Raw genomic sequence first — 15,953 nt, forward strand, 5'->3', positions numbered from 1 at the left:
GTTATTATGCTACTTCTTTAATGCAGTAGATAATTGGCGCAAGCGATCGCTAACTTCTAAGTTAGACTCCTGCGATCGCAATTCTGGTGGTATCTCTGCCAACAAAAGTGGGTTTTCTTGCAACCATTCGTTAAGTGCTACCCCCATCCATGTGCCTTGCTTTTCTCTAAAACTATCAATCAAGCCCTTGAGTTCTTGAATGCAGTACGATTCAAAACCTGCGGCTTCAAAAATTGCAGCACGCAAGTACTCTTCAAAAGCATTAATATCATTTTCAACTTCAAATATTACATCGTCTTGGGGAGATTTAAATTCGCTGAAAATATCTATAGTCGTTTGTGTAAAAACATTAATAATAGGTGCTGCAACTCCTGTTAACCCTAAAATTTGTTGCCTCGTTTCAGGATTATAGAGTAATTTATAACCATATTTTGCATATCTTTTGAGAACTTGAAAAGCGACTTCTTCACCCGTGTAATAGTTATCAACTATTTCAATGTCTACACCAAGACTCTTAGCAATTTTATCGCGGGCATCGCTATTAAGTGGAGCGCGAATTAATACTTCTGCAACCGGACGGGCAAAACGTAAAAATAGAACACTTAAGCTATTTTCTAGTTTAGATAAAAAGTATTCTTCCGATTTATCAATTAATCTTTCTTTTACTTGCTTACTGCTCCATAATAAGCTTGTCATATATTCGACTAATTTTAATGCCTCATCTTTCAATTCCAGAGCGAGTTGTCGGGCTATAGAAGATAAAAGCTTGCTAATGTCGCCATATAAATCTTCACGCCAAGCAAAATTAGCTTTCATGCGGTCAAACTGTGGGAATGAGTTAGCAGCAAAGATAATATCTTTTTTTATAAATACTTCTGCTTTCAGTTTTTGAATTTCACTAGCGACAATTTGTAGATATCTCTCTTTAAATTTTGCGAGGCTGGTTGCAGAATTCGCGGTTAAATTATCGAGAGAGCTATTGGCAACAGAAGAATCATAAAATTTTTGGAGATCAGCTTTCTTCTCTTCCCATCTATGATTCCACCATTCGCTAAACAAAACTCGTCTACGGTCTTCTTCAAATCGTTTTGCTTCTTCAGGGTTTTCAGGATAACGTTTGCTAACTAAATTATAAATTTCTTCCGAGGTAGTTAAGATTGTATTTATAGAAGCCTCGCATCTCTTTTTCAATATAAATACACGTTCAGTATTAATATAATTAAATATTTTTTCTTTTATTTCTGGAATTCCAGTACCTTTCTTATTTAAAGTTTCATCATCAATAATTCCAGTTAATCTTTTTAACTGGGCTTGGATATTACTTGTATCACCAATCTCTAACCTTGTCTGTTCTCCAGCTAATCCATTCAAAATTAGATATGCTCCCGCCGAACCATATATAATACGTTCCTGTGGAAGTTTGGCACGTTTAAACCAATCTTGAGATGCTTCTTCAATATGAGTTTTAAGTGCTTCTGGAGTAGCTAACGAGTCAATACGACTTAAAAATACAAAGAGTTTATCAGCAACGGTAATGTTTTTGTCACCAAGTTCTGTGAATTTGATGATTTCTAGTTCTTTCTCTCTCAGGCTAGTAAAACGCTGTACTAATATTACCGCATCGCAATCTGACAGCATTTCCTTGGCTTCGTCAACGTGCTTTGCTAAACCTGAATCTAAACCAGGAACATCATAAAATACAATACCTTCAGCTTGGGCAAGTTTGTTAGTATAAAGTCTCGCTTCTAAAACAGCATGAGCATACTTTTCGTCTGCTACATACTTCTTGAGTGATTCCCTAATATCGTCTAAACGAGTAAATGGAAAAGTCCGATTACCTTCTCTTCTTACTTGCTGCAAAGTAATTTCATTTTCTCGGATAGTTTTGATATCTTCTTGGGCTTTTGCTGTTTCAAGCTCGTTTAATAAATTGATAAATTGTTCTTCTGTTTTCGCTTGTACTTCAAGTTTTTGCTCGGTGTCATTTTCAACCGAATAAATTTGCGTTGTTGTAAATGTACACCTTCCTCCTTTGGCTGGAAGTAAATCGCATTCTAACCAGGCATTAATAAAAGTACTTTTTCCCGCTTTTTCTAAACCGACAACTGCAATGCGAAACTCTCGCTTTTTCAGCCTTTCAAGTTGACGACGGGCTGGTTCTGCTTCTTGTAAGAGTATTGATTTTAATTGAGATGGAACTTCAGCATGAGGTAAATTAGCTAAATTAACCGCGTATCGCTGTACGTTTAGGGCTTCACTTAAACGAGCCTCATAATAAGAAGATGCTGTTTTCCAATCCATTTCAAGATTCCTCATACGCAATAAAATTTTTCTAGTCCAGATAAATTTTTCAAAGGAGCTAATGTGACAACGTTGCCTTCACCTGAAGAAGATAAATTTCTCTTTAAAATATAAGTTGATGTCTTACCAATCATTTCCTGCCCATTCTGAATATTGATTCTGACGAAAACTTCTCTATTCTCACTAATTTTTGTAATATCTTCATTGGTAAACTCTAGCTTTAATAATTCCGCAATCTCCAGATTAGTACACATAAAATATGATGCTTTATCGATTAATGCTTCTATTAGATAAGTATTAATTCGAGGTTGATCTTTAATAGTGCTTGCAACAGATGCAGGTACAACAAGGCATAACGCAGCTGTGACAGGTTGAGGAGGAACAACAGGTACAACCTTTTCTGTCTGTCGAGTTTTCCCATTATTCCTTCCTTGTCGTTTATCTTCTTGCTTTTGTGTATTCTCAAGAAATTTTATACAGCCTAATGCACCCACAAGAACACAAGCTATTAGTACAATCCAGCTTTTCATTATTTTCTCCCTTTCTGATTGTTGATATGTTAATAGTTTAAGATGCAGTTCAACAGGTTTGTGTATTACTTTATCAGCAAAATTGAAATCTGTTTCTAAAGATGTAAGTTTATTAATTTTAAAATCAGAACAAATTTTATCGGCATTCGCTTTTTCCTTTTGAAGAATTATGTGTATTACTGTATGTAAAATACCAAAACTTTCCTTTTCTATTTGAGGAGAGATTTTATCAAGTATCTGCTTGTATCGACTTTCTAAATCGTTATTATGGTCTCGCATATTGAATAATCTCTATTTTGTTTAAGAACCTTCCTAAAGGAATATTTCTAAATCATTAAAATCTTCAGCGAGTTTTTGAGCTTTTTGTTGCATAGGTTGCCAGACATTTTTCTGCATCTCATAATCTATGCTAATTTCTCTTTTTGCAGTATCGAGCCTTTCTTTGTATCTATCAAGAACATCATTTTGAATCTGACCTACATTTTTCTTTAAGCAATTAATTTGCTCAAGCAACCAACTGATAATTGATTTCACTATTTCTGATTCTGCATGCCTGGCTTGAACTATCCAACCAGCTAGTAAACAATCAACGCTAGGTATGTTACCATTTTCACTCAAACGAGTTTCATATTTAGTATCGTAAACAGTTCTTGTTAATAAAAATAATGTGTACCAAAGTCTTTCTTCTCTTGGAACGTTAATTTTCTCTTTCCAAGTATCTGCTGTTATTGGAAAACCAGCTTCAAAATGCACATTAATGTTAGGTTTACTATCTATTTTTACAAGTTGAGATTCAGGAAATTTAATAGCAATATTTGGAGCTTGATTATTAGCCTCTTTCTCCAGATAGGATAAATGGAAATTGAAAAGCTCTACAACAGATTCATACATTCTTTCTGATGCTTGGTCAATAATTTGCTTTAATACATCTTCCATTACTAGATTCAGATGCGTAGCAAGGTCATTTAATTCTTCATTTAGCTGTTTAAGATTTATTTTTCTGTTTCTGTTCTTGCTTCGATTGTTTTACCAGATTTAGCAACAGAAGTTGTATAGCCCAAACTTATTAATCTTCTGAGGCAGCTACCTAATAAATTGACATGTTTAACATTTGCTTTTTTTAAATTAGGTGCATCTAGAAGAACCGTTCCATTTTCTAGAGACTTTGCTACCGATTCCAGAACTTTGTTTATTCCTTGTCCTAGCTCAGTTTTCCATCCATAAAGTGGGTACAATTTATCTCCCAATTCTTTATATGGTTTATTCTCATCTCTTGTAAAGTCTAAAATTGTTTTTTTTAGATAACTAAATACTTCATTATCATCTTCTAATTTATTTGCTATAATTTGCTGAATTTTTTCAAAAGGTTCTCTTAAGTTTTTGTCGCTAATTTGTAGAAATTGTTCAAGAGTTGACTTAATCCAAGCTATTTTTTCACATTCTTCTTGATAGCGTTCTTCTGAGCTATTAAGAATGGCTGTTGTTGTTTGAATAGCCCACTCTGTAATAGCATTTCCAGCAGCAACATTAAAACGTTCTATTGCTTGAGGAATGACTAACCGGGGAAAATGTTGACTAATATGCTCTTTTAAGGATTGCTGAAATTCTTCTGCATAAGACTTTTGCCATAACGCATCAGCAACCCTATTTCGGTCATATCTAGACCATCTTTCTGTTTTAAATGGAAGGTCTTCTAATATATTTTCATCAATTAATCCTAAAAAATGGTTTCGTGCTTTTTTAGATGCTTCTGCACTATATATTTCATCATGTTGTTTTATTTGAAGTGCTAATAAAGCAGCCCATGTACTCAATTTTATAACCTGTAATTTCTCAATGTCTTCTGTATATTCTTTTAACTGATCGGAGAGTTCGTTCTTGATACTACGTATCGCACTCTCAACAAAACGATTCTCTGTTTCTGGCCAGTTTCTATCTGCTCGAAAAACGTCAATCCGATTGAGAATAAACAGCATACGTGCAGGAGAACCACCTAAATCTTTTACCTGCTCAACTACTTCTTGCAGCAAGCTTCTAACTTTTTCTTTGTCAGTTTCTGCACTGTTATATGTTACCAAGCACAATGCCTCACGACACTGTTTAATCACATTTGCGTTACCTTCATCGCCCACATACGCTAAACCAGGCAAATCCATAATTCTTACCTTTACGCCTCTGGGTAATTCCAGTTTCGATTCTTTGATGAGTCTGAAAGGGTAAGATATGGTCGATTGGGGACAAGCTAAATTAGCTTGTTTCTCTCTGTTATCGATGTAACTTATCATCACATCGTACAAGCGTTGATAAATTCGCTCATCACTAATACCTGCCCATTCTCCACACTCCCATAATGCTCCTGGAGTTTCATGGATTATTAAAGATTTTATTTCGCTGTATTCTATGGTTACTGCTCCAGCGCTCATTTCGCTAACAGCGACAGGAACAATTTCGGCTCCACATAATAGATTTACTAAAGTGCTTTTACCACTACTGGTAGTTCCTGTTGTCGCAAGGGTAAGAGTAGGATTGCGAAGCTCATCTACTAAATTATCAATAGCTATCTCTAACTTATCAGAAAGTTCTTCTAGTTCGGCGTGATATGTATCTGGCAAATGCTCAGATATTTCGGTAGAAAAATTATGCCAATATTTAGACAGAAGTTGGGCATTTTGTTCTACATCTTCAAATACTTTATATAATTTATTGCTCATTTTAAAACCTATTGCTAATTTTTTATAACTACAGAACTTTTAATCTCTGTATACTTTGAATAAATTTCAGTTTTATTTAGTTAAGTTGTGGCTAGATTTGAGTATTTTCGCTATTTCTTTATAATCTGAAAAAAGCTGAATAGCTTACGTAATTTTACTTAATTGACTATTAAGGTGGTTAAAATTTTTATGGTTGTGCGTATATTGATATCAACACAATTTCTTGCTTGCCACTACCATGCGATCGCAATACCGTTCGGATAAGGTTTTTTGATGACACGCCCTAGCCCTAGATCACAAAGACGCGATAAATCGCCGTCTCTACAAAGGACTGATTATTGTAAAGACGGCGATTTATCGCGTCTCTTGCCTTAACCGAAACGTATTGAGTGCGCTGTTATCCAACCTCAAGCCGTTGTTTCAGAATTACGGCAGGAAAATCAGCCAGAACTCATAGACAAAGCTGTAGCATTGAGTGAAGTACCCGTCAGCAAGGGAGCGAGGGCGATGTACGTAACCGTCACACAACCACTGACTTTTGAAGAGTTTCTTGCCTGGGACGATGGTTCAGGCAGAGAGTTTGAGCTATTGGATGGGGTTCTGGTGCCATTATCAGAACCAAATGCAAATCATGAGGATTTGATCCAGCGACTGTGTGCCTACTTAGAAAATCACTGTCAAGAAAATGACCTGCCTTACATCTCTCGCCAGTCTAAGCAGGTTCGGCTCAAAACAGCACCAGGAGAAAAAGAAAAAAGCCGGAAAGCAGATATTGTCATATTTGCAAGAGTTGAATGGCAGAGGATGAAAACTAGCTCTAGTTCTGCTGCTGCATATATTCCACCACCCGGAATCATTGAGGTCGTTAGCAACAACTGGAAGGATGACTATCTGACAAAACTTGCTGAATATGAAGACTTGGGCGTTTTGGAGTACATCATTGTAGACTATGCTGCTTTTGGTGGCATTCGGTTCATTGGTTCTCCCAAGCAGCCAACCATTACAATTTACCAGCTTGAAGATGAAGAGTATCTACCCCCAAAGGTGTTTCGAGGGCAGGATCGAATTGATTGTAGATTGTTTCCGAACATTTCCTTAACGGCTGAACAGATTTTTGCAATGAGTCGTTGATTAGCATTTCTGTTATTGCAATTCACTCAAATTTACACAACCCTTTGAGTAGATGGTTTAGTTAACAATCTCAGCATTAAAAGCTGCTGCAAGTTCAGGAATGGCGATCGCGATCGCACTCTCATGCTTACCTGTATTCTAGAATTGAGGCTGCTGAGAGCTTTCAATTTTATCCTAAGATAGAATCAGAAATTGGATACCTTAAATAAGCAACTTGCTTCTATGCATTATCCCAACCTCAGCCGCGAAGAAATTGCTCAACGTGGCGAAGAACTTTACCAGCAGCATATCCGTACCCAAGTCGAAACAGCAAAAAATATCGGCAAAATCCTTGCAATCAATATTACTACAGGTGATTACGAAATCGATGACGATTTAATAGTGGCTTGTCATCGGCTGCAAGTGAAACAGCCAAAGGCAATCATTTGGACAGAGCGAATTGGCTATGATGCTGTTTATGCAGTTGGTGGTACGTTGGTTAGGACAACACAGTGATACATGGAACAGTAGTTGGGCTTCAGGCACGTATAGGGGTCATTATTTGCCGTCTGGGGCGTGCAGAAGTAGAAATTGAATGTGTTGTCGATACAGGATTTGAAGGTTTTTTAACCTTGCCACCTATAGTAGTCACAGACATGGATTTGCCCTTACGTTGCGCCTATTAAAGCAAATCTTGCGGATAATTCTCGTATTATAACCAACGTTCATCAAGCCACTATCTTGTGGAATGGTACAGAACGCATCATCCCAGTTTTAGCGATGGGTCGTCGTCCCCTAATTGGCACAGCACTCCTGGAAGATTATCATCTCAGCATCGATTTTTGTGAGGGAGGGACTGTGCTGGTAGATGATATCATGTAAAAATAAATCCCTATGACCTGCTATTAATCAACGTCATAGGGATATTTTTGCTTACGGGACTGGTGCGGCTCGAACGCACGACCTGACGCTTAGGAGGCGTCCGCTCTATCCAACTGAGCTACAACCCCAACTAGGAAGCATATATGATTATAGCAGTAGTTTTAGCGAGACTGCCAAAGATTATCCCAAGAGCCGCCGCCTACTTCTAAACCACAAAGAAAACTTTCTGCTTTGAGAATGATTTGAGATTTTCTCCCATTTAGTTCTCGTAACTCTAAATTTAACTTTCCTTGCATCGTGTCTCGGCAACAATATCTTAAACCTTCTACTGTCGGCGCACGCAGAGGTGTACCAGGTAAATTTGTGGTTCCTGTCAATTCAATTTCATAATTAGAGTTAGTAGCTTTCATTTGCCATTTACCCCAAGGCTGAATTTCCCAATCTACTTGGGAATTCCAAGGAACGAACTCATAAAATTTACCTTGATAGTGCAACCCAATCATCGCTACAGATTCCATCCACCACAGCACACCCCGCCGTCCACCGCCAGCAGTTAATGCTAAGTCGGGTTCGCCCTCAAAACAATTACAATTTATCCAAAACCATTTTTGAGGAAAAGCACCACCCCAATTTTTTTCGCCGTAGGCTGGGGCGTTGGTAAATTCGTAAATTTTGCCATTCCAGTCAATCTTCCCACTGGCTAAACCGTGAGCCATTAAAATCTGCCATCCGGGTTCAAAAATCTGCGAGAATGAGAGCCAGCCGGCAGTTGATTGCTGAATGCTATTTTTATTACCCCAGCCGTATACTGATTGAATTTCATAATCCCAACGGCAATAATTATTGGTAGCATAGTCGCGAATAATTCCCTGATTCAAGGTAGCTGTGGCTTGATATCCTTCTTGAACATGATGCTCAAACTCTGCTGGGAGAAGATACAGAGGAGCAATTTGCAAATCTGTTTTACCCCAATGACCTAAACCTAAAACATCCCGACTACCCCAAAATTTCTTCACATCAGGAAAAGTTCGGCATAAATACTCATCATCTGGGCCGAGGACTTGGGCTGCACCGCCACTGTAAGGTTTACCGCCAATAGGGTCTTCAATAGAGTACATAAAAGCGAAGGTTTGCCCAATTTCTGGCAAAGTAACGCGGTAATACCAACCCTCAAAAAAGCGGCGATTACTACCATCCCAATGATAACCAGAATGGGGCGTTTGGGTTGATTGGAGGAAATTTAGGGGAATAGTTAACATAGTATATAGTTGCCGATTTTTTCAGTATGCGCGATGTTTAACGACAAGCCGAAACGTCTACGCTTCGATATCAATGATGCTTATGAAATTCTTGGGCTGGAACCCGGTGCATCTCAAGCACAGGTGAAGCGGGCTTACCGTAAACTGGTGAAAATTTGGCATCCCGATCGCTTTGTCGATCAAAAGCAAAAACAGGAAGCTGAGGAAAAAATCAAATTAATTAACGTAGCTTACAATAAGCTCAAATCCGAAAGTCCATCGGAGCCTCCCATTCCTGAAAATCCATCTTCATCTTCGCCTAAAAAATCCCCAAAAATATCTGTCAATCGTTGGGATGCAGAAACTTTCTATACTTTAGGAGTAGAGAATGCTACAGAAGGAAGATATGAAGATGCGATCGCAGATTTTACCCATGCAATTCGTCTCAATCCTCTTTATGTTGACGCATATAAATATCGGGGGCTAGTTTGCTCTCAATTAGGATACGAATATAGAGCCGCTTCCGATTTAAATAAAGCTGCACAAATAGAACAAGAGTTAAGAAATCCGGGTGCTGTACGGAAAGTGCGATCGCCTAGATATGTATCAAAGCCTAGACCTCTGCTAGAAAGATTTTGTGAGCGGATAAAAAGTTTACTGCGGCTAAATCGGCGTTGGAGATAAAAACCGCTCATAGGGGAACACCATACCTAGAGTTAGACAATACTTATACTTGGGAATACTAAGTAGAGTGAGATTTGCTGTTGATTTTCTAGTATGAGCGATCGCTTTGATATAAATCATGTTTACGATATTCTAGGGTTAAAACCAGGTGCATCTGTTGATCAGGTCAAGCAAGCTTACCGCCAGATGGCTAAGACTTGGCATCCAGATTGTTTTTTTGAACCGCAGCAAAAGCTAGAAGCGGAAGAAAAAATCAAAGAAATCAATCAAGCTTATGCAAGGTTAAAATCTTATCAACCAAATGAGATAAATCAATCTGCTTCCACTTCGACCAAAATTGATACCACTGTATCCAATGCTGAAGGTTTCTACAAACTGGGTATGGAGAAAGCTCAAAGAGGAAAATATGCTGAGGCAATTGAAGACTTTAGCCAAGCAATTCGTCTTAACCCCAATTACTTTGAAGCTTACAAATATCGAGGGCTTGCTTGCTCCAAACTAGGATATGAAAATAGGGCTTGGTCAGATTTCAAAAATGCTAAAGAACTGGAACTGAAACGGAAAAAAACACCACCTAAACCTGCATCGTCACCGCCAAAGCCAACAACACCGCCACCTAAAGCACAACCTCAACCTTCACCGTGGAAATGCATACACACCCTGACTCATCTAAACTGGGTTTTCACAACTGCAATCAGTCCAGATGGGCAAACTTTGGCTAGTGGAAGTAGTGATAATACTATCAAGATTTGGCATCTCAACACAGGTAAATTACTACATACTCTCACTGGACATACAAAATGGGTAAGATGTCTAGCTTATAGCCCAGATAGCCAAACTCTGGTTAGTGGCAGTGATGACAGCAGTATGATGATTTGGCAAGTGTCTACAGGTAAATTACTCAACACGCTCAAAGTACATTCAACCCCAGTTTTTTCAGTAATCATTAGTCCAGATGGTCAGACTGTCCTGAGTGGCGGTACAGACACTACTATCAAGGTTTCACATCTAGGCATGGGACAATTGCTGCATATCCTCAAAGGTCATTCTGACTTGGTTTACTCTCTTGCCATTTGCCCAAAGCAGCAGATTTTAGTTAGTGGTAGTGCAGACAATACGATTAAGTTATGGAATTTGAAAAGTAGGAAACTCCTGCAAAGTCTCAACCAGCATTCAGGTTGGGTAACTTGTGTTGCCATTAGCCCTGATTGGCAAATTTTAGCTAGCGGTAGTTATGACCAAACTATCAAGTTATGGAACATCAATACAGGTAAGCTAATTAACACACTTGCGGGACATCATAATTATGTTTGGTCTGTGGCTTTTAGCTGTGATGGTGAACATCTTGCTAGTGGTAGTGCAGACCATACTGTGAAGCTGTGGAATATTAGCACTGGACAAAAACTTTATACTTTGGATAACCATTCGGATTGGGTTAACTCCATCGCTTTCAGTCCCGATGGGAAAACTTTGGTTAGCGGTAGTAGAGATATGACAATCAAGCTTTGGCAATGCGATATCTAATAACAAATTAAAAATTTAGATAATTGCAGTAAATTACTAGATTTTATATCAATCCATCACCTGACAGTTTAATAACATCCATCTTTGGGATACTCTTTCTTTAGATTAAGTATCAACTTCCTAGAGATAGAGCCACTTGTCCGATCTCAGAAGTTATTCTGATAATTACCAACAGTTCGGTGCTAAATAAAACTCAATATTTATCAGCAACTTATCAGCAACATAGATTTTTAAGCTCATTAAAACCTTTTGTTCTTACAAAGCTTTATTTTGTCAAAATCTTATCGAGGAGTGAAATAAATAGCTATGTCTATTCCCAATGAACGCGAAAGTAAAAACAGTGAAATCAAGCAAGAATCTTACACCGATACTAATGGTAATACCCACACTAATTTGACGCGAACTACAGAAACAGTAAACAACACCACAGCTAATCCCAACTCTTACGCTAACGGTTACATACAAGGTCAAAATACTGAACGTAGTTACCAGCAAGCTGATTTAGCCGAGCGCGATAATAACAATACTAATAATGGCTTGCTTTTGGGTATTATCATCACTTCTTTGCTTGGTTTAATTGTAGGTGGTGTCTGGTACTTCAACCAGAGCAATAAGGCAGCAGTTAACAATACTGTACCAGTCTTAGTTCCCGTGCCGAGTAATAGTAGTCCAACTTCTAGTGCATCTCCTCAACCACAAACAAAGATAATCGAAAGAATTAGGGAAGTACCTGTTCCTGTTCCACAACAACAGGTTACACCTCCATCTGCACCTCGCCAACCGGATATTAACATTACTATTCCACCCCAACAACCTGCGGCAGAAAAAGCACCTTCTGCAACCCAGCCAATTCCGAAAGCAACACAAAGTCCGGCGACAAGTTCAACTAGTAATACTCCTACTTCGCAGAAAGAGAGCAGTACTTCTACTAATACCGTTACTCCAAGTACGAAAAGTGATACCTCTAAAACTGACCAATCAAACAGTACATCTAATAACGGTTCTTCTACCACAGGCGATCCTACTACAGGCGGTTCTGCTCAATAACGGCTTCTAAACTTCTAGCCCACTTGATAATACTGGTATCAACACCAACATATAACAAGTGGGAATATTCTTAAGAAAGATTTCGGAATTGTTGCGATAAATTAATGGTGTTCAAGTTTGGTAAAGGTGTCTTGTAGCTAAACAAGCATGATGCTAGATTAAGAGCAAGGTACAAACAGGTTAAAAGTTAATAAAAACTTTCAAGTTAGAGCCTGTGCCTCCTGCTCTAATGATATTGCGATCGCTCTGAAGTTGTGGCATCCATTGAATGTGTTTTGCCTTAAGTTCAATGAGTTGTTTTGGAGGTTTAAAAACGCACTGCCATAAAATGCCTGCCTAGTTGGAATGTTAGGATGTGCAATTGTGAGTAGAGCGATCGCGAATATTGTTCACCTTATTTGAGTTAGCTACTTCTGAGTTCTCTAAATCTTCAAGAAACCGCCCCAAGCTGCTGACATTTATCCATCGTAGCTTCCGGCGGTTTCTGCTTTGAGTAAATTAGAATTGTTAATGACTAATTAAGGTAATTACAGTCACTTCTGGCGGACAAAATAAACGTCCTGGTTTATAAGTTCCTAAACCCCGATTGACATATAGTTGATTTTCTTCCACCTTGTGGAACCCTTGGGCCCACTCCCAATATCGCACGACTTTAGAACAGTCTCCCAGGAAAAATGTTACCCAACGCCGCAATTTTTTGGGAATTTGTTTGAGTAGCTTTTTATAGTAGAATACTAAAGGCCCAATGCCCGGAATGACGATGTGACCACCGTGAGTATGACCAGATAGTTGCAAATCTACACGCCATTGTTGCAATATCTTGGCTGTATCTGGGTTATGGGATAAAACGATACGGGGTGTGAGGGAGTCTAGTTGATTCATAACTGGCGCAGGGTAGAATTCCCGTGACCAATAATCAGCTAGTCCTACCAGTGGTAATTCTTTTCCTAATGGATAGGCGATTTCATTCCAAAGTACATGCACCCCAATGCTAGTAAACGCCTTTGTCACTTCTGCTTTTGAATGGCTGTAATAGATATCGTGATTACCCAGTACAGCGTAGATACCACAGCGACTTTGCAGATGCTTGAGTCGATGCACCAATTGGTGAATTGGCATCGGATCGTCAGTTACGTAGTCACCAGTTAATAAAATTAAATCTGGTTCAGCTTCATTAGTAAGTGCGATCGCTTTTTCTAACATATCTTCCGACAACCGCAAACCATCGTAGTGAAAATCTGACAACTGCACTAGCGTTGTACCTTGTAAAGATGCTGGAAGTTCCGCAATCTTAACCGTGATTTTATCTACTCTTAAATGTCCCGTAAACAACCAATGCATAAGGCAACCGATACTCCTCATACCAGCGCTTACAGCTTACCAAAATAAAAATGTAACTAGAGAAACTGCAATAATTTATGTCATATATTCCAAATATAATTAACTAATTAGCTTAAATCCCAAAGTCAAACTAAGAAGACCCGTTAGCCAGAATATTTTCTGTGATTGCCTTCTTTAATTTGGAAATTTGAATTACTTACTCAGCTTGTAGCGTAATTATAGTAACTTCCGGGCGACAAAATAAGCGTCCTGGGAGGTAAGTTCCCAAACCACGATTGACATATAGCTGATTTTTTCCTAGCCGATGGAGTCCCTGTGCCCATTCCCAATGGTTGACTACAGAAACATTTACTTCTAAAAATGACAATCGCCGCCGTACTTTTAGAGGTATTCTTTTTACAATCTTGTTGTAAACCAACACCGCCGGGCCAAGTCCGGGAATCACGATTTGACCACCATGAGTATGACCAGATAATTGTAAATCAACTCGCCAGGCTTGTAGTATCTCCGCAGTATCTGGGTTGTGGGATAAAACGATGCATGGTGTGTCGGGGTTTAGTTGATTCATGATTGGTACAGGATTGAATTCCCGCGACCAACTATCCGCTAGTCCAACAAGTGGCAATTCTTTTCCTAATGGATAGGCAATTTCGTTCCAAAGAACATGAATTCCAATGCTAGTAAGAGCATCTGTAACTTCTACTTTTGCGTGTTTGTAATAGATATCGTGATTGCCAAGTGCAGCATAAATACCACTGCGACTTTGCAGATGTTTTAGTCGAAGTATCAATTGGTGAATCGGTGTCGGATCGTCAGTTACGTAATCACCAGTTAATAAAATTAAATCTGGTTTAGCTTCATTAGTAACTGCGATCGCTTTTTCTAGCATATCTTCCGACAGCCGCAAACCATCGTAGTGAAAATCTGACAACTGCACCAGCTTCTTACCTTGTAACAATGCAGACAACCCTGCAATGTTAACCGTCAATTTCTCGATACTCAACGGCCCAGATAATAACCAATGCATAAGACTTCAATAAAGCTCAATCATAGCGCTTACAGCTTAACGAAACATTGTTGCTTTGTCTGTAGCGGCCATTGAACTTATTGAAAATTTCATGAAATCTGTAGATTCTACCGTATTTATACTTGTTTAAGTTCAATGCAGCTTTGCTATTGACTGACATTAAAGTGTATTAGATACCCACTAGCGCTAGTGTCCCTAAAGCTGTTCATAACATTCGACATCATAAAACTTTGCCGCATAAGAAAGCGCTAGGCTATATTCAGCTAGTTTTGTGGAGGATGTAGTCAATGCAACTTGCACCAAATGAAGAACAGATGTGGAAAGCATCAGCCTTTCAGAGGCGCATCCAAATGTCTGATAGTGAAATTAACGACAAGTAGCTGCGTATGCAAAAATATTTATGTCATTGCGTAGGCGGAGCCTTCCCGTAGGGTACGGAATGAAATGTAGCGAAGCAATCCCAAGACCTTGGGATTGCTTCATTCCGCTTTGCTCCATTCGCAATGACAAATGTATATTTATTTTTGCATTACTACTTATGAATCTGGTGAGCAAAGAATACTCACTGAAATGAACCGTGAAAAGCTTCCGAGTTTTGTCGAAGCACTAAAAAAGCCTGGGTATATGGATGTGCGCCCTTTGAGAGTATTAGGATTAATGACATCTCGGTTAATGAAGTGCAAACAAGTATGGGAATGGAAGTTGGGTTAAAATGTGATGTGGATGCTAAAAAAGGATTTCGCTTATATCAATTACAGGTTTAAAGTGGATTAAAAGTTCCTTAACAGCACTAGCGTACTATTTTACTACAAGTTTTGGTTTATCAATAATTAAAAAATAGCACCACCCTAATTACAGGATGACGCTATTTTTTGATTTAATTCACAATTAAAAATAGTTAAATGAATTTTCTAAATCTACTTTGTTGATTGACCGCATTTTTATTTATATACAAGAATACGGTTCAGTTAAACACTTTTGCTTCTCTCTATGTCTCCTTAGCCAAGTTGCTTTGCGTCTACGTTAAAAAATTGACTTTGACAAAGAGTTTTAGGCTTAACTGAACCATATTGTTTTATACAGCACTGCGGTTGGTTAATAAGTTCCACAAGAAAACTGCGACAATTGCACCCAGAACTGCTACTCCAATACCCGGAATGCTCAGGGTTGGAGCTGCTAGAGTTAAGGTTCCCGTACTGAAAAATATTCCTAAACTACCGCCAACAAAAGCACCGATGATTCCTAACAAGATTGTACCCAGAATTCCGCCGCCTTGATGACCGGGGTAGATAGCCTTAGCGATCGCACCAGCAATTAGACCTAAAACAATCCAAGCAAGAATATTCATTGTTGTTAATTTGGTAAACGTTTTTCACTCACGAATACATATTATCAATTTGAATCTTTGGATTCCATCTACCATCAGAATTAATCATTAATATCCATCAGGAATAGTTTAATTGCAACTAGGTTTTTTGATATATGCCTCTACTGAGGTAGATAATTAATTAAAAAAAGCTCCTAATAGGTCTTTAACTAGGAGCTTATCAAACTATTG

At 38.5% G+C, this 15,953-nt stretch carries 16 protein-coding genes and 1 tRNA gene; 8 read left to right on the plus strand and 9 right to left on the minus strand.

Going from position 1 to position 15,953, the window contains the following annotated elements; genetic code table 11:
• Positions 1-9 precede the first annotated feature (9 nt).
• From GTQ43_RS16870 to GTQ43_RS16885, 4 genes are read right to left on the minus strand one after another with little or no spacing between them, the layout of a single operon-like run.
• The gene (locus tag GTQ43_RS16870) at positions 10-2,301 is read right to left on the minus strand and encodes a dynamin family protein (protein ID WP_265273901.1); all 2,292 of its coding nucleotides are present in this window, start codon (positions 2,299-2,301) and stop codon (positions 10-12) included.
• A gap of 11 nt (positions 2,302-2,312) precedes the next feature.
• The gene (locus tag GTQ43_RS16875) at positions 2,313-3,110 is read right to left on the minus strand and encodes a hypothetical protein (RefSeq protein ID WP_265273902.1); all 798 of its coding nucleotides are present in this window, start codon (positions 3,108-3,110) and stop codon (positions 2,313-2,315) included.
• A gap of 33 nt (positions 3,111-3,143) precedes the next feature.
• Positions 3,144-3,767 carry a hypothetical protein gene (locus GTQ43_RS16880; RefSeq protein WP_265273903.1) on the minus strand — a complete coding sequence of 208 codons (624 nt, stop codon included), beginning with the start codon at positions 3,765-3,767 and terminating at the stop codon, positions 3,144-3,146.
• Positions 3,768-3,823: 56 nt separating this feature from the next.
• On the minus strand, positions 3,824-5,542 hold the full coding sequence (locus tag GTQ43_RS16885) for a dynamin family protein (protein ID WP_265273904.1): 1,719 nt from the start codon (positions 5,540-5,542) through the stop codon (positions 3,824-3,826).
• A gap of 507 nt (positions 5,543-6,049) precedes the next feature.
• Between GTQ43_RS16885 and GTQ43_RS16890 the strand changes: the two genes are divergently transcribed.
• The 4 genes from GTQ43_RS16890 (at position 6,050) to GTQ43_RS16905 (ending at position 7,534) form a co-directional block, all read left to right on the plus strand.
• Positions 6,050-6,673, plus strand: coding sequence for a Uma2 family endonuclease (locus GTQ43_RS16890; RefSeq protein ID WP_265273906.1), 624 nt, complete (start codon positions 6,050-6,052; stop codon positions 6,671-6,673).
• Between the two features lie 222 nt (positions 6,674-6,895).
• Positions 6,896-7,168 carry a hypothetical protein gene (locus GTQ43_RS16895; protein WP_265273907.1) on the plus strand — a complete coding sequence of 91 codons (273 nt, stop codon included), beginning with the start codon at positions 6,896-6,898 and terminating at the stop codon, positions 7,166-7,168.
• Positions 7,165-7,338, plus strand: a complete 174-nt coding sequence (locus tag GTQ43_RS16900) for a hypothetical protein (RefSeq protein ID WP_265273908.1) — start codon at positions 7,165-7,167, stop codon at positions 7,336-7,338. Before GTQ43_RS16895 ends, GTQ43_RS16900 begins: the two co-directional genes overlap by 4 nt.
• Before the next feature lie 55 nt (positions 7,339-7,393).
• Positions 7,394-7,534, plus strand: a complete 141-nt coding sequence (locus tag GTQ43_RS16905; RefSeq protein WP_265273909.1) for a hypothetical protein — start codon at positions 7,394-7,396, stop codon at positions 7,532-7,534.
• Positions 7,535-7,588: 54 nt separating this feature from the next.
• Here GTQ43_RS16905 and GTQ43_RS16910 read toward each other — a convergent pair.
• A tRNA-Arg gene (locus GTQ43_RS16910) sits at positions 7,589-7,662 on the minus strand.
• A 33-nt stretch (positions 7,663-7,695) separates the two neighbouring features.
• Positions 7,696-8,793: a tocopherol cyclase family protein gene (locus tag GTQ43_RS16915; RefSeq protein WP_265273911.1), complete on the minus strand. Its 1,098-nt coding sequence runs from the start codon at positions 8,791-8,793 to the stop codon at positions 7,696-7,698.
• A 33-nt stretch (positions 8,794-8,826) separates the two neighbouring features.
• Between GTQ43_RS16915 and GTQ43_RS16920 the strand changes: the two genes are divergently transcribed.
• From GTQ43_RS16920 to GTQ43_RS16930, 3 genes are all read left to right on the plus strand, one after another.
• The gene (locus tag GTQ43_RS16920) at positions 8,827-9,456 is read left to right on the plus strand and encodes a J domain-containing protein (protein ID WP_265273912.1); all 630 of its coding nucleotides are present in this window, start codon (positions 8,827-8,829) and stop codon (positions 9,454-9,456) included.
• Between the two features lie 93 nt (positions 9,457-9,549).
• The gene (locus GTQ43_RS16925; RefSeq protein ID WP_265273913.1) at positions 9,550-10,980 is read left to right on the plus strand and encodes a DnaJ domain-containing protein; all 1,431 of its coding nucleotides are present in this window, start codon (positions 9,550-9,552) and stop codon (positions 10,978-10,980) included.
• 306 nt (positions 10,981-11,286) lie between these two features.
• Positions 11,287-12,027, plus strand: a complete 741-nt coding sequence (locus GTQ43_RS16930; protein ID WP_265273914.1) for a hypothetical protein — start codon at positions 11,287-11,289, stop codon at positions 12,025-12,027.
• Positions 12,028-12,534: 507 nt separating this feature from the next.
• Here GTQ43_RS16930 and GTQ43_RS16935 read toward each other — a convergent pair.
• Both GTQ43_RS16935 and GTQ43_RS16940 read right to left on the minus strand, forming a co-directional pair.
• A complete protein-coding gene (locus GTQ43_RS16935) occupies positions 12,535-13,368 on the minus strand; it encodes a metallophosphoesterase (protein ID WP_265273915.1) in 834 nt (277 codons plus the stop codon).
• Between the two features lie 196 nt (positions 13,369-13,564).
• A complete protein-coding gene (locus GTQ43_RS16940; protein ID WP_265273916.1) occupies positions 13,565-14,395 on the minus strand; it encodes a metallophosphoesterase in 831 nt (276 codons plus the stop codon).
• 510 nt (positions 14,396-14,905) lie between these two features.
• Between GTQ43_RS16940 and GTQ43_RS16945 the strand changes: the two genes are divergently transcribed.
• Positions 14,906-15,106: a hypothetical protein gene (locus GTQ43_RS16945; RefSeq protein WP_265273917.1), complete on the plus strand. Its 201-nt coding sequence runs from the start codon at positions 14,906-14,908 to the stop codon at positions 15,104-15,106.
• Between the two features lie 364 nt (positions 15,107-15,470).
• Here the strand turns inward: GTQ43_RS16945 and GTQ43_RS16950 are convergent, their stop codons facing one another.
• A complete protein-coding gene (locus GTQ43_RS16950; RefSeq protein ID WP_265273918.1) occupies positions 15,471-15,743 on the minus strand; it encodes a GlsB/YeaQ/YmgE family stress response membrane protein in 273 nt (90 codons plus the stop codon).
• Positions 15,744-15,953: the final 210 nt, after the last annotated feature.

Origin of the sequence: Nostoc sp. KVJ3 (genome assembly GCF_026127265.1) — a bacterium.
GTDB lineage: Bacteria > Cyanobacteriota > Cyanobacteriia > Cyanobacteriales > Nostocaceae > Nostoc.